This is a genomic window from Streptomyces sp. NPDC021115, from assembly GCF_044333065.1.
Lineage (GTDB): Bacteria > Actinomycetota > Actinomycetes > Streptomycetales > Streptomycetaceae > Streptomyces.
Window position 1 is genome coordinate 100,751 of record NZ_JBIRQF010000014.1, and the last position, 14,250, is coordinate 115,000.

12 protein-coding genes and 1 riboswitch are annotated in these 14,250 nt (G+C 73.4%); of the genes, 7 read left to right on the top strand and 5 right to left on the bottom strand.

Going from position 1 to position 14,250, the window contains the following annotated elements; all coding sequences use genetic code 11:
- Positions 1-69: 69 nt before the first annotated feature.
- Positions 70-232: riboswitch (cyclic di-AMP (ydaO/yuaA leader) on the top strand.
- Between the two features lie 13 nt (positions 233-245).
- Positions 246-1,040 carry a M23 family metallopeptidase gene (locus ACH4TL_RS32880; RefSeq protein ID WP_398323545.1) on the top strand — a complete coding sequence of 265 codons (795 nt, stop codon included), beginning with the start codon at positions 246-248 and terminating at the stop codon, positions 1,038-1,040.
- 244 nt (positions 1,041-1,284) lie between these two features.
- Positions 1,285-2,046, top strand: a complete 762-nt coding sequence (locus ACH4TL_RS32885; RefSeq protein ID WP_398323542.1) for a GntR family transcriptional regulator — start codon at positions 1,285-1,287, stop codon at positions 2,044-2,046.
- Positions 2,047-2,158: 112 nt separating this feature from the next.
- On the opposite strand, the gene ACH4TL_RS32890 is transcribed toward ACH4TL_RS32885, so the two are convergent.
- Entirely contained in the window at positions 2,159-2,440 is a 282-nt protein-coding gene (locus tag ACH4TL_RS32890; RefSeq protein WP_398323540.1) for an HPr family phosphocarrier protein, read from the bottom strand.
- 199 nt (positions 2,441-2,639) lie between these two features.
- Here ACH4TL_RS32890 and ACH4TL_RS32895 point away from each other — a divergent pair, with 199 nt between their 5' ends.
- The 4 genes from ACH4TL_RS32895 to ACH4TL_RS32910 all read left to right on the top strand — a co-directional run bounded on the left by ACH4TL_RS32895 (position 2,640) and on the right by ACH4TL_RS32910 (position 8,148).
- Entirely contained in the window at positions 2,640-5,519 is a 2,880-nt protein-coding gene (locus ACH4TL_RS32895) for a GNAT family N-acetyltransferase (protein WP_398323538.1), read from the top strand.
- Positions 5,520-5,580: 61 nt separating this feature from the next.
- On the top strand, positions 5,581-6,177 hold the full coding sequence (locus tag ACH4TL_RS32900; RefSeq protein ID WP_063735875.1) for a DUF5998 family protein: 597 nt from the start codon (positions 5,581-5,583) through the stop codon (positions 6,175-6,177).
- The gene (locus ACH4TL_RS32905) at positions 6,177-7,406 is read left to right on the top strand and encodes an alkaline phosphatase family protein (RefSeq protein ID WP_398323535.1); all 1,230 of its coding nucleotides are present in this window, start codon (positions 6,177-6,179) and stop codon (positions 7,404-7,406) included. The genes ACH4TL_RS32900 and ACH4TL_RS32905 overlap by 1 nt, the downstream gene beginning before the upstream one ends.
- Before the next feature lie 70 nt (positions 7,407-7,476).
- Complete coding sequence (locus ACH4TL_RS32910; protein ID WP_398323533.1) at positions 7,477-8,148, top strand: thymidine kinase; 672 nt, start codon at positions 7,477-7,479, stop codon at positions 8,146-8,148.
- 3 nt (positions 8,149-8,151) lie between these two features.
- On the opposite strand, the gene ACH4TL_RS32915 is transcribed toward ACH4TL_RS32910, so the two are convergent.
- Positions 8,152-8,946: a VOC family protein gene (locus tag ACH4TL_RS32915; protein ID WP_398323531.1), complete on the bottom strand. Its 795-nt coding sequence runs from the start codon at positions 8,944-8,946 to the stop codon at positions 8,152-8,154.
- Positions 8,947-9,233: 287 nt separating this feature from the next.
- Here ACH4TL_RS32915 and ACH4TL_RS32920 point away from each other — a divergent pair, with 287 nt between their 5' ends.
- On the top strand, positions 9,234-10,070 hold the full coding sequence (locus ACH4TL_RS32920; RefSeq protein ID WP_398323529.1) for a sulfurtransferase: 837 nt from the start codon (positions 9,234-9,236) through the stop codon (positions 10,068-10,070).
- 111 nt (positions 10,071-10,181) lie between these two features.
- On the opposite strand, the gene sepH is transcribed toward ACH4TL_RS32920, so the two are convergent.
- The 3 genes from sepH to ACH4TL_RS32935 all read right to left on the bottom strand — a co-directional run bounded on the left by sepH (position 10,182) and on the right by ACH4TL_RS32935 (position 14,197).
- Positions 10,182-11,291, bottom strand: a complete 1,110-nt coding sequence (gene sepH / locus ACH4TL_RS32925; RefSeq protein WP_398323526.1) for a septation protein SepH — start codon at positions 11,289-11,291, stop codon at positions 10,182-10,184.
- Positions 11,292-11,661: 370 nt separating this feature from the next.
- Entirely contained in the window at positions 11,662-12,987 is a 1,326-nt protein-coding gene (locus ACH4TL_RS32930) for a D-arabinono-1,4-lactone oxidase (protein WP_398323524.1), read from the bottom strand.
- Positions 12,941-14,197 (bottom strand): MFS transporter, encoded by a 1,257-nt coding sequence (locus tag ACH4TL_RS32935; protein WP_398323523.1) that lies wholly within the window; start codon positions 14,195-14,197, stop codon positions 12,941-12,943. Before ACH4TL_RS32935 ends, ACH4TL_RS32930 begins: the two co-directional genes overlap by 47 nt.
- Positions 14,198-14,250: the final 53 nt, after the last annotated feature.

A 14,250-nucleotide genomic window follows, 5' to 3' on the forward strand; every position in this document is an offset into this window, starting at 1 on the left:
GGTGATCGAATCACGGCCCGTTTAGCGTCAGTGCGGCTGTTCGCCGGATACCCGCCGCATCCGCGGCACGGACAGTCATCGCCGAGTCCCATGGTGCGAGTGCCAGGGGAGCCGGGGACCCAAACGTCCCTGGGGTGAATCGGACGCCTTCCCCGGCCGGGGGAGGGGCCCGTAGGAGACCTTCCTGCTCCGAACCCGTCAGCTAACCCGGTAGGCGAGAAGGAAGGAAAGGAGTGCGCCACACCATGGCGTTCACCCGTGCCGCCGGGAAGCACCGACGTCCCAGCCAAGCCGCTGTCCGCACCGGAGCGAACATCGCGGGCATCACCACGGTCGCCTCGGGCGTCGTCGCCGGTATCGCCGGCCCCGCCCTCGCCGCGACCGGCGAGACGCCGTCTCCCCAGGACACCGGTCTCCGCCAGGCGATGGTGATGGGCGACGGTCTCTCCGACCGGATCGACGCGCAGGCCCAGTCCCAGGAGGCCGCGGCGGAGGCCGCCGCAGCCAAGGCGAAGGCCGAGGCCGTGGCCCGCCAGGAGGCCGCGCGGAAGGCCGAGGCGGCCGCGAAGAAGGCCAAGGCGGAGCGCGACGCCAAGGAGCGTGCCGCGCGTGAGGAGGAGCGCAAGCGCCTCAACACGTTCGTGTCGCCCGTCAGCGGCTCCAGCGTCTCCACCGGTTACGAGGCGTCCAGCGGACTGTGGTCCTCCGGCAGCCACACCGGGATCGACTTCCAGGCGTCCACGGGCACTTCGGTGCACTCGGTGGGCTCCGGTGAGGTCGTCGAGGCGGGCTGGGGCGGCGCCTACGGCAACAACGTCGTCATCAAGATGAACGACGGCACCTACACCCAGTACGGCCATCTCTCGTCGATCGGCGTCTCGGTCGGCCAGAAGGTCACCCCCGGCCAGCAGATCGGCCTGTCCGGCGCCACCGGCAACGTCACCGGCCCGCACCTGCACTTCGAGGCCCGCACCACCGCGGAGTACGGCTCGGACATGGACCCGCTGTCGTACCTGCGCTCGCACGGCGTCAACCTCTGACGGACGCCCGCCCGTCCCCGTCGAAAGGCCCCGTCCGCTCCGGACGGGGCCTTCGGCATGCCCGCGGCCATGGCCGTCGCGGTGACCGTGACTGTGACCAAAAAATATCCCCGAATTTCCTTCGCCCATCGGAAATCCCGGCGGCTTCGAATAGAGTCGCGGAACGCGCGTCGTTCGGATGCGTTTTGCGGGGTTGAGGCGGAGGTTCGACAGTGCGGGACCGGACGTGAATGCGGAAGCGGAAGTGAACGGGGATACGGCCGCGCTCCAGGGCGGTCGCCGGATTTCGGCACACGCGGTGTGCGCGGCGATCCGTGACGACATCATCTCCGGCGCCTGCCCGCCCGGCAGCCGGCTGACCGAGGAACTGCTCGCCCGGCGCTACGGGGTCTCCCGGGTGCCCGTCCGTGAGGCGCTGCGCACCCTGGAGTCCGAGGGCTTCGTCACGACCCGGCGGCATGCGGGCGCGTGCGTCGCGCAGCCGTCCGAGAAGGAGGCGGCCGACGTCCTGGACATCCGGGCCCTGCTGGAGCCGCTGGGGGCCGCCAGGGCCGCCCAGCGGCGCACCGAGGGCCATCTGAAGGTGCTGCGCGGTCTGGTCCGGCTCGGCCAGGAGCGGGCCAGGGGCGACCGCCTGGGCGAGCTGCGCTCGCTGGGGGACTGGTTCCACGAGACGCTCGCCCAGGCGTCCGGCAGCCCGAGCCTGGCGGGTCTGCTGGTGCAGCTGCGGCGCAAGACGGCGTGGGTGTACGCGGTGGACCGGGCCCGGCAGCCCGCGCCCGGCACGCCGGACCCGACCGGGTGGGCGGACCCGTCCGTGCGCGCCGTCGAGTCCTGGGCGGAGCACGGGGCGATCGTGGACGCGGTCGCGCGCGGCGACGCCGACCGCGCGCGGGCGCTCGTCGCCGCGCACACCGAGCGTTCGCTGGCCGAATACCGATGGCGAAATGCGTCCCAGGTGAGAACTTCGAAACATTCCGTAAACACGGCGAGCGGCCGGAATTAACAGCCGCCCGGTATATCCTCAAAGGAATTCCGCACCAATAAAACAACGGGGCCGCGGTGATCCGTAATGGTTCACCGCGGCCCCGCCGCGCCGAAATGCGATTCGGATGGAATCAGACGGTCTCCGGAAGCTCCTCGAGACCCTCGGCCACCAGCTTCGCCAGGCGGTCGAGCGCGACGTCCGCGTCCTCGGCGTCGGAGGCGAGCACGACCTCGTCGCCGCCCTGGGCGCCCAGGCCGAGCACGGCGAGCATGGAAGCGGCGTTGACCGGGGTGCCGCCCGCCTTGGCGATCGTGATGGGGACGCCCGCGGCGGTCGCCGCACGGACGAAGATCGACGCCGGGCGGGCGTGCAGGCCCTCGGCCCAGCCGATGTTGACGCGGCGCTCAGCCATGGTGATGCCCTTCAGATCTGCGGGTGGTGTTGTCTAGACCAGATCATACGGTGTCCGGTCTCGCCCGGGTCGGGCCCGAGTGGGTCCGGTCATGTCCGAACAGGTCCGATACGGACTTTCCCTCGCCACCCCCCGTTCACGCAAGGGTGTCCGCCATGCGGACCGCTGCGTCCCGGACCCGAGCCCGTACCCTGTCCCCATGCCGAGCCCGTCGGATCATCACGCGTACCCCACCCACTGGGAGGCGGACGTGGTGCTCAGGGACGGTGGTACCGCGCAGATCCGCCCCATCACGCCCGATGACGCGCAGCGCCTGGTCAGCTTCTACGAACACGTCTCGGACGAGTCGAAGTACTACCGCTTCTTCGCGCCCTACCCCCGGCTCTCCGACCGCGACGTCCACCGCTTCACCCACCACGACTACGTCGACCGCGTCGGCCTCGCGGCCACCGTCGGGGGCGAGTTCATCGCCACCGTCCGCTACGACCGCATCGACGAGGACGGCCTGCCCGCCCACCTCCCGTCCCGCTCACCGGGAGACGCCCCCGCCGACGAGGCCGAGGTCGCCTTCCTGGTCCAGGACGCCCATCAGGGCCGCGGCGTGGCCTCCGCCCTCCTCGAACACATCGCCGCCGTCGCCCGCGAGCGCGGCATCCGCCGCTTCGCCGCCGAGGTGCTGCCCGCCAACACCAAGATGATCAAGGTGTTCACGGACGCCGGCTACACCCAGAAGCGCAGCTTCGACGACGGCGTCGTCCGCCTCGAATTCGACCTCGAACCCACCGACGCCTCCCTGGCCGTCATGCGCGCCCGTGAACAGCGCGCCGAGGCCCGCTCCGTGCAGCGCCTGCTCACTCCCGGCTCCGTCGCCGTCATCGGCACCGGCCGCGCCCCCGGCGGGGTCGGCCGCACCGTACTGCGGAACCTCCTCGACGGCGGCTTCACCGGACGGGTCCACGCCGTCAACCACGCCTTCCCCGAGGACTGGACGCGCCTGGAGCCCGACGGCGTCCCGGCCCACCGCTCCCTGCGCGAGGTCGAGGGACCGGTCGACCTCGCCGTCGTCGCCGTGCCCGCCGCGCAGGTGCCCGCCGTCGTCGCCGACTGCGGCGCGCGCGGCGTCCAGGGGCTCGTCGTCCTCTCCGCCGGATACGCCGAGAGCGGGCCCGAGGGCCGCGACCGCCAGCGCGACCTGGTCCGCCAGGCCCGCACCTACGGCATGCGCGTCATCGGCCCCAACGCCTTCGGCATCATCAACACCGCCGAGGGCGTGCGGCTGAACGCCTCCCTCTCGCCCCGGCTGCCGGTCCCCGGCCGCATCGGGCTGTTCACCCAGTCCGGCGCGATCGGCATCGCGCTGCTGTCCGGGCTGCACCGGCGCGGCGCCGGACTCACCCGGCCCACCGGCACCGAGGGGATGGCGGGCCTGGCGGGCCTCGCGGGCATCGCCGGTCTCTCCACCTTCGTCTCGACGGGGAACCGCGCGGACGTCTCCGGCAACGACCTCCTCCAGTACTGGTACGAGGACCCGCAGACCGATGTCGCCCTCATGTACCTCGAATCCATCGGCAACCCCCGCAAGTTCACCCGGCTCGCCCGGCGCACCGCCGCCGTCAAGCCCGTCGTGGTCGTCAAGGGCGCCCGGCACAGCGGCAGCGCCCCCACCGGGCACGCCGTGCCGACCACCCGCATCCCCGACGCCACCGTCTCCGACCTGCTGCGGCAGGCGGGCGTGCTGCGCGTGGACACCGTCACCCAGCTCGCCGACGCCGGGGTCCTGCTCGCCTCCCAGCCGCTCCCTGACGGGCCGCGCGTCGCCATCCTCGGCAACTCCGAATCCCTCGGCCTGCTCACCTACGACGCCTGCCTCACCGAAGGGCTGCGCCCGCTGGCACCGCGCGACCTGACCACGGCGGCCGCCCCCGAGGACTTCCACCGCGCGCTGACCGGCGCGCTCGGCGACGACGCGTGCGACGCCGTCGTCGTCACCGCCATCCCCTGGGTCGGCGACGCCCCGGGCGGGCACAGCGCGGCCGACCTGGCCGCGGCCGTCCGCACGGCGGCCGCCGAGGCGACCGGGCGCGGCGCGGCCAAGCCGGTGGCGGTGGTCCACCTGGAGATCCCCGGCCTCGCCGAGGCCCTCGCGGGCATCGGCGACCCGGTCTCGGAGCCCGGCGCCGAACCACCGGCCGAGACGCGGCGGATCCCCGCCTATCCGGCCGCCGAGCGCGCGGTGCGGGCGCTCGCCGAGGCCGTGCGGTACGCGGGCTGGCGGCGGCAGTCCGAGGAGCCCGGCCGGGTGCCGGAGTACGACGACATCGACGAGGCCGGGGCCGCCGCCGACATCGAGGTGCTGCTGGCCCCGCCCCAGGCCCCCGCCGATGCCGGTACCGGCATCGAGCTGTCCGCCGCCGACACCCAGCGCCTGCTGGCCCGCTACGGCGTCAGCGTGCTGCCCGCGCTGCCCGCGCCCGATCCCGACACCGCCGTACGGGCCGCCGGGCGGCTCGGCTACCCGGTCGCGCTGAAGCCCACCGCCCCGCAGCTGCGCCACCGCACCGACCTGGGCGGGGTGCGGCTGGAGCTCGGCGGCGAGCCGGAACTGCGCCGCGCCTACGCCGAGCTGACCGCCCATCTCGGCCCCGCCGAGGAGCTGGGTCTGGTCGTGCAGCGGATGGCGCCGCGCGGCGTGGACACCGTCGTACGGGCCGCGATAGACCCCGCGGCCGGGGCCGTGCTCTCCTTCGGGCTCGCCGGCGCCCCCTCCGAGCTGCTGGGCGACACCGCCCACCGGCTCGTCCCCGCGACCGACCGGGACGCGGCCGAGCTGATCCGGTCCATCCGGACCGCGCCGCTCCTCTTCGGCTGGCGGGGCTCCAAGCCGGTGGACACCGCGGCCCTCGAAGAGCTGCTGCTGAGGGTGTCGCGGCTGGTGGACGACCACCCCGAGGTGGTCGCCGTCGACCTGGAGCCGGTGGTCGTCGCCCAGCGGGGCCTGTCCGTGCTCGGCGCGTCAGCGCGGCTGGCGCCGCCGCCCGTGCGCACCGACCTCGGCCCCCGCCATCTGCCCGCCTACTGACGGCCCCGGACCGGGGCGGGCATGGGAGCCGGTGTCGGCGCAGCCCCGTAGGATGGTGCCCATGGCGAAGACCGGTACGACGACCCAGGGGCTGCGCGCGGCGATCGAGCGCAGCGGCTATTACCCGGCACTCGTGGCCGAGGCGGTGGAGGCCGCCGTGGGCGGCGAGCCGATCGTGTCGTACCTGGTCCATCAGGAGACCACGTTCGACGCCAACGAGGTCCGCCGCCATGTCACGGTCCTCGTCCTCACCGGGAACCGCTTCATCGTCAGCCACACCGACGAGCAGGCCGCGGACGGCACCTCCCCGTCGCCGTACGCGACCACCTCGACCGAGTCCGTGAAGCTCCAGCGCATCTCGTCGGTCGTGCTCAGCCGGGTCGTCGCCAACCCCGAGTCGTACACCCCGGGCACGCTGCCCCGCGAGGTCGTGCTGACCATCGGCTGGGGCGCCGTCAACCGCCTCGACCTGGAGCCCGCCGCCTGCGGCGACCCCAACTGCGAGGCCGACCACGGCTACACCGGATCGTCCACCGCCGACGACCTGAGCCTGCGGGTCAGCGAGGCGGGCGACGGCCCCGACACCGTCCGCCAGACCCTCGCCTTCGCCCAGGCGCTCTCCGAGGCCACCGCGGCCACGCCGGACACCGGCCGCTGATGCCCGGCTCCGCGACCGGCCCGACCACCGCCGCCGACTCCGCCTGGCCCGAGCCGGACCCGCTCGACCCCCGCACCGCCCCGGTGCCGCGCTACGGCACGGGTTCGCTCGCCGATCTGCTGCCCGCGATCGCCGCCGGCCAGGGGGTCCCCGGGCTGACCTCGGGGCTCCCCATCGCCCCGGCTGACCGGGCGTGCGTCTTCCTGGTCGACGGCCTGGGCTGGGAGCTGCTGCGCGCCCACCCTGCCGAGGCGCCCTTTCTGACCTCGCTGCTGGCCGGTTCGCTCGGCGGCACCGGCGCCCCGCTCACCGCGGGCTTCCCGTCCACCACCGCGACGTCGCTCGCCTCCGTGGGCACGGGCCTGCCGCCCGGCGCCCACGGCCTGCCGGGCTACACGGTGGCGGACCCCGCCACCGGCCAGCTGATGAACCAGCTGCGCTGGCAGCCCTGGACGGATCCGCACGCCTGGCAGCCGTATCCCACGGTCTTCCAGCTGGCCGACGCCGCGGGCGTGCACACCTGCCAGGTCTCCGCGCCGACCTTCGCGGAGACCCCGCTCACCAAGATCGCGCTGAGCGGCGGCACCTTCCACGGGCGCCTCTCCGGTGAGGAGCGGATGGACCTCGCGGCCGAGCAGCTCGGCGCCGCGGACCGCGCGCTCGTCTACACGTACTACAGCGAAGTGGATGGCAAGGGTCATCGTTTCGGCGTCGATTCCGAGGAGTGGCGGGACCAACTCCGCTACGTCGACGGGCTGGCCCAGCGGCTCGCCGAACAACTCCCGCCCCGCGCCGCGCTCTACGTGACCGCCGACCACGGCATGATCGACATCCCCTTCGACCCGGAGTCGCGCCTCGACTTCGACACCGACTGGGAGCTGCGCGCGGGCGTCCAGCTGCTGGGCGGCGAGGGCCGGGCCCGCCATCTGTACGCGGTCCCCGGCGCGGCCGGTGACGTGCTCGCCGTATGGCGCGAGGTGGTGGGGGAGCGGATGTGGGTGGCCAGCCGTGACGAGGCCATCGAGGCGGGCTGGTTCGGGCCGCCCGGCGGCAACGGCGGCGTGGACGACCGGGTCTACCGGCGCATCGGCGACATCGTGGCCGCCGCCCGCGACGACATCGCGATCGTCGCCTCGGAGACCGAGCCGAAGGAGTCCGCGATGGTCGGGCTGCACGGTTCGATGACCCCGGTGGAGCAGCTCGTCCCGCTGCTCGAAGTACGCTCCTGAGCGGCCGCGTTCCCTCCGCGCCGCCGCCCCACCGCCACCCCCTCCCGTACGGAAAGGCTCCGTCACCCCCATGCCCGAGCTGGTGTTCTTCTCCGGAACCATGGACTGCGGAAAGAGCACCCTGGCTCTCCAGATCGAGCACAACCGCTCGGCCCGCGGGCTCCAGGGGATGATCTACGCCCGGGACGACCGGGCGGGCCACGGCAAGCTCTCCTCCCGGCTCGGGCTGGTCACCGAGGCCGTCGAGGCCGTGCCGGACCTGGACTTCTACGCCCATGTGGTCGGCGTGCTGACGGCCGGGAACCGCGCCGACTACGTCCTCGTGGACGAGGCGCAGTTCCTCACCCCGGCCCAGATAGACCAACTCGCCCGGATCGTGGACGACCTGGGCCTGGACGTCTTCGCGTTCGGAATCACCACCGACTTCCGCAGCAAGCTCTTTCCCGGCTCCCAGCGGCTGGTCGAGCTCGCGGACCGGGTGGAGGTGCTCCAGGTCGAGGCGCTGTGCTGGTGCGGCGCCCGGGCCACGCACAACGCCCGTACGGTCGGCGGCGAGATGGTCGTCGAGGGCGCCCAGGTGGTCGTGGGCGACGTCAACCAGTCGGAGAGCGAGGTGGGTTACGAGGTGCTGTGCCGCCGCCACCACCGGCGCCGGATGACGGCCGCCGGCGCGCGGGCCGCCAGCCTGTCACCCGATGTGCTGCCGGTCGACTCGCCCTCCGGCCCGCCGCCCGCCCTGTAGTCCTCAGACCTCCGCGGCCCGGACGACCGTGAAGGCCGCCCCCTCCGGGTCCGTGACCAGGGCCGCGCGCCCGGTCGCCCGGTCCGACGGCGGCTCGACCACCCGGCCGCCCAACTCGGCCACCCGGCGCACCGCTTCGTCCACGTCCGCCACCGCGAAGTGCGTCATCCAGTGCGCGCCCCGGTCGCGGAGCCGGGCGTGCCCCACGCTCCGGATCGCGCACACCGGCCGCCCGGCCAGGTGGAGGGTCCGGCGGCCGGGCTCACCCGGCTCGGGCGGCGCCGCGCTCTCCGTACCGTCCGGTTCGTAGCCGAAGACCATCTGGTAGAACTTCGCGACCGCCCCGGACTCGCGGGCCGCCAGCTCGTGCCAGACCGGGGTGCCGGGCGCCCCCGTCTCCCGGAGGGCGGCGTGCTCGTCCTCCTGCCACACCCCGAACACCGCGCCCTCCGGGTCGGCGGCGATCAGCATCCGGCCCGCATCGTCCGCGTCCAGCGGGCCCACGGCCACGGTGCCGCCGCAGGCGCGGATCAGCTCCGCCGTCTCGTCGGCGTCGTGGGAGGCCAGATAGGTCATCCAGGAGACCGGAAGGTGGCGATGCGGCGGCAGTTCGCCCAGTCCCGCGACCGGCCTGCCGTCCCGTACGGCGCGGACGTACGCGCCGAGCTGCTGTGGCCCCGGTGTGAACTCCCAGTCGAACAGGGCATGGTAGAAGTCCTGTGTCGCGGCAAGGCTGCGCGCCATCAGACTCGTCCAGCAGGGCGTGCCCGGTGTGCGCCGAGTCGCTGCCTCGGTCATACGTCACTCTCTCCTCGGACCATCGTCGTGGCCGTGCGGCCCCGGGCCGGTCGGCGGCGCGGGGCGGGATTACGGACGTGCTGATGTGGGGGGCCCGAACGATATTTGCACCACCTGCGGCGGCAAGCGCCCCGGCCGCGCCGCCATCTGTGCGCCCCGGAGGGAGAATGACCGGTTTATTGCCGCACATCCGTTTCGCTTTGCTTGCCGTTGGGTGACCCTCAGCTGTGCGTCGGGTGATCGGGGGGTCCAAACGTCGCAGGGCGATCTACGCAAGGATGGTTCCCATGAATGCCATCATCACCGCACCCGATCTCATGAACGCGCTGGCGGGAGAGCGCCCTCCGCTGTTGCTGGACGTGCGCTGGCAGCTCGGCGGCCCTCCCGGACATCCCGCGTACGAGGCCGGGCATCTGCCCGGCGCCGTGTACGTCGATCTCGACACCGAGCTGGCGAGCCCGGCCGGGGCGGCGGGACGCCATCCGTTGCCCGATCTTTCCGCGTTCGCGGCCGCGATGCGCCGGGCCGGGGTCGGCCGGGACCGGCGCGTGGTGGCGTACGACGGCGGACAGGGGTGGGCGGCGGCGCGCGCCTGGTGGCTGCTCCGCTGGGCGGGCCACCCCGATGTACGCGTGCTCGACGGCGGGTTGCCCGCCTGGACCGCGGCCGGTGGCGCGCTGACCACCGAACTCCCGGGTGAGCCCGAGGGCGACTTCGTCCCGGAGCCCGGCGCCCTGCCGCTGCTCGACGCGGACGACGCGGCCGCGCTCGCGCGGCGCGGGGTGCTGCTGGACGCGCGGGCGGGCGAGCGCTACCGCGGCGAGGTCGAGCCGATCGACCGGGTCGGCGGCCACATCCCGGGCGCGGTCTCCGCTCCCACCGCCGAGAACGTCACGGCCGACGGCCATCTGCTGCCCGCCGAGCGGCTGTCGGAGCGCTTCGCGGGCCTCGGCGCCACGGGGGACGCCGAGGTCGGGGTGTACTGCGGCTCGGGTGTCTCGGCCGCGCACCAGGTGCTGGCGCTGGCGGAGGCGGGCATTCCGGCGGCCCTGTACGTGGGCTCGTGGAGCGAGTGGTCCGCCGACGGCAGCCGCCCGGTGGCCACCGGCGCCGAGCCCGGCTGAGCCGCCGCGCGCAACCGGGCCCGGCCGGGCCGCCGCGCACAACGCTCCGGGCCCGTCACCGACCTGCGGTGACGGGCCCGGAGCCCTGAAGAGAGGTGAGCGGCCGGGCGGCTACTCCTGCTTCTTGCGGCGCGTACCGAAGACGATCTCGTCCCAGCTCGGCACCGCGGCCCGGCGGCCCGGACGGACGCCGTCCGCCTCCGCCTGGCGGTCCGTCGTCCCCGTCAGCCGGTCGCGGTGGCCCGCGACCGAACGCGGCATCAGCACGTCCGCGTACGCCGAACCCGCGCTCGCCGCCGGAGCGGGCGGCTCCACGGCCTCCGCCTCCTCCACCGGCTCGTCCGGCGGCGGTGGCGGCGCCACGATCGGCGCCTCGGGCACGACCATGTCCCCACGGAAGTTGGGCACGGCCTCCAGCAGGCTGGTCAGCGAGTCGCGCTCGCCGCCGAGGCCGTCGTCCACCGAGGCGGACGGCGACATCGGCAGGGCCGACTCGTCCTCGTCGTCGTGCTCGGAGGACGTCCGGTCTCTTTCTCTGTCCCGGTCTCTGTCCTTGTCCCGGTCCCGGGGCAGGCGGGCGATGCGCGGCACGAAGGGGAAGCTGGGCTCCGGGGTGTCGTCGGCCTCGCCGATGAGCATCCGGGCCTCGTCGTCCACGGCCTGGACCAGCCGCCGGGGCGGGTCGTACGTCCAGCTCGCCGAGTGCGGCTCACCGGCGACCCGGTAGACCAGCAGCACCTCCCAGGTGCCGTCGTCCCGCCGCCACGAGTCCCACTGCGCGGTGTCCTTCTCGGCGCCGCGCAGCAGCAGCCGCTCCGCCACGGCCTCGCCGAGCTGCGGTCCGGTGTTCTCGCCGGGGCGGCGCACGGGTGTCTTACGGGCGCGCTCGGCCATGAACGCGCGCTCCGCGAGTACCGGGCCCTCGAAGCGGCGCACCCGGTCGACGGGGATGCCGGCCATCGTCGCGACTTCTTCGGCCGTGGCACCGGCGCGTATACGGGCCTGGATGTCACGGGGCCGCAGATGGCTCTCGACCTCGATCTCGATCTGGCCGAGCCGAGCGCGGTCGTTGCGCACCGCGGCGCGCAGTCGCTCGTCGATGGGAAGCGTGTACTCCGTGCTGTCCGCAGCCTTGAGCACCAGCCGTGTGCCGTCGTTGCTGACGGCCACGACACGCAGTTCGGGCATGGGGACCTCCCGGGTGGTGCCTGCCGACGTCACGGTTGCGTCGCTGCTCTCCCGCTAGACGAGTGTGGCCTGCCCGGGTGCAGCCTGCCACAACTTTGCCGAGTTGCCCGGGCCGGTTGGTTGCCGCCCTCTGCCCCCTCCCGTTGGGTCCGGGCGGCCGGACGGGAAAGCGGGGCCAGGGCTCGCCACAGTACTCCATTCGGGCCGCTCGGGTGGAGCGGCGCGCCAGCCGACTTCAGACGTGGCGTGGTGATCCGGCGCCGAATCCTTCGAAGTAGGGCGCAATGTGGATGGCAACTTTCACGGAAGCGTCAGAATCGGAACGCTCCCTTTCGTTTATGGGCCACTTCTCCCGGCCAGCGGGAACGAATGTCCACGCGGACGCGGGAGAGATGGGACGGCGTCAGCTGCCGAGCACCCGGCGCAGATAGTCGTTGCCGAACACCCGGTCCGGGTCGAGCCGGTCGCGCAGCGCGGTGAACTCGCCGAACCGCGGATAGACCCCGGCCAGATACGCGGCGTCGCGGCTGTGCAGCTTCCCCCAGTGCGGGCGTCCGCCGTGCGCGGTCATGATCTGCTCGGCAGCCGTGAAGTACGCCCGGTGCGGGGTGCCCCGGTAGAGGTGGACGGCGATGTACGCGGTGTCCCGGCCGGAGGAGGTGGACAGCGGGATGTCGTCGGCGGGCGCGGTCCGCACCTCGACCGGGAAGCTGACCCGCAGCCCCGACCGCTCGACGGTCGCCTTGAGTTCGCGCAGCGCCGGGACGGCCGCCCCGCGCGGCACCGCGTACTCCATCTCCAGGAAACGCACCCGGCGTGGGCTGGTGAAGACTTTGTAAGGAATGTCCGTGTAGGTGCGGGCGGACAGGGCACGGCTGGAGATCTTGGCGATTCCCGGAATGGTGGCGGGGACCGCCCGGCCCACCGTGCAGGCCACCTGGAAGATGCCGTTGGACAGCAGTTCGTCGTCCACCCAGCCGCTGACCCGGCCGACCGGGGCGGCGGGGCCGATGCTGCGGTTGTTGCGCTTGGTGTTGCAGTTGCCGGTGTGGGGGAACCAGTAGAACTCGAAGTGCTCGTTCTCGGCGACGAGTTGTTCGAAGTCCGTCATCACCTGGTCGAAGGGCATCGGTTCCTCGCGCGCGGTGAGCAGAAACTCCCGCTCCACCCCGAAGGTGATCGCCGTGACCACGCCGAGCGCGCCGAGCCCGACCCGGGCGGCCGCGAAGACCTCCGGGTGCTCGGTCGCCGAGCAGCGCAGCACCGAGCCGTCGGCCGTGACCAGCTCCAGTCCCTTGATCTGGGCGGCGATCGAGGCGCTGTCGCGGCCCGTCCCATGGGTACCGGTGGAGGTGGCCCCGGCCACCGTCTGCTCCATGATGTCGCCCATGTTGGTCAGCGACAGACCGTGGCCCGACAGGGTCTCGTTCAGCTGACGCAGCGTGGTGCCCGCGGCGACCGTCACCGTGCCCGCTTCCCGGTCCACCTCCCGCACGCCCACCAGGCGGTCGGGGCGTATCAGCACGCCGTCAGTGGCGGCCGTGGTGGTGAAGGAGTGGCCGGTGCCCACCGGCTTGACGCGCAGGCCGTCCGCCACGGCCTGCCGCACCGCCTCGGCCAGCTCCTGGGTGGAGGAGGGGGCCACGCTCCGTACGGGCCGGGCGATGACGTTCCCCGCCCAGTTACGCCACACGCTGTTCCGCTCGGTTCTTACGGTCTTGACGGCCATCCGCACCCGACCCCTCCCGCTGTGGCGCCGGCCGGAGCCGGCGGTACCCGAGGAACGCCACCGCCGCCGCGAGCGCCCCGGCCACGGCCGGCACCGCGTACCCCGCACGGGCCCCGGCGGCGTCCACCACCCCTCCGGTGGCCGACGAGCCGAGCGCCACTCCGACCATGAGCCCGGTGCTCACCCACGTCATGCCCTCGGTCAGATGTGCGCGTGGTACGTGCTGTTCGACGAGGGCCATGGTCGTGACCATCGTCGGTGCGACGGCCAGGCCCGCGACAAAGAGCGCCACGGCCAGAAACGAGAGGTTCCCGACCAGTTGGAGGGGGATCATACTCACGGCCATCGCACAAATACCCAGTAACCAGCGGAAAGAGAGTGATCTTTTCAGCGGCAGCAGCCCGAAGACGGCTCCCGCGGCGCACGAGCCCAGCGCGTACACCGCCAGGACCAGACTGGCCGCCGCCTTGTGCCCCTCGTCCTCGGCGAACGCCACGGTCGCCACGTCGATAGCCCCGAAGATCGTGCCGACCGCGACGAAGGTCAGCACCAGCACCTGAAGCGCGCGCGAGCGCAGCGCGGAGCCACCGGTGTGCGGCCCGCGCGGATGCGGCGCGGGCTCGGTGGCCCGCTGCGCGGTGAGCCAGAAGACGCCGACGGCGAGGAAGCAGCCCGCGAGCAGCGGACCCGCCTCCGGGAACCAGGCGGTGGACAGCCCGATCGAGATCATCGGCCCGAGGATGAAGCAGCACTCGTCGACGATGGCCTCCCAGGAGTACGCCGCGTGCAGTTCACGCGGCGCGTCCTGGTGGATGGCCGCCCAGCGGGCCCGCACCATCGACCCGACGCTCGGGACACAGCCCGCCGTGGCGGCGAACACGAACAGCGTCCAGTCCGGCCAGCCCCGGTGGGCCGCCAGCAGCAGCCCGGCCAGGGACGTGAGCGTGAGCAGGGCCGCGGGGCGCAGCACCCGGCGCTGGCCGTACTGGTCGACCAGCCGGGAGGTCTGCGGGCCGATGACGGCGACGGACAGCGCGAGGGTGGCCGCCAGCGCGCCCGCCAGCCCGTACCGCCCGGTGAGCTGGGAGACCATCGTGACCACGCCGATGCTCGTCATGGCGACGGTCATCCGCCCGATGAACCCGGCCACGGAGAACGCCTTGGCGCCGGGGGCGGCGAAGATCACACGGTAGGGACTGGGTCCGGGCATGGCGGGGGCCTCCGCGGGCGGGCAGGGCGGCAGGACGGAACGGGGGGACGGCG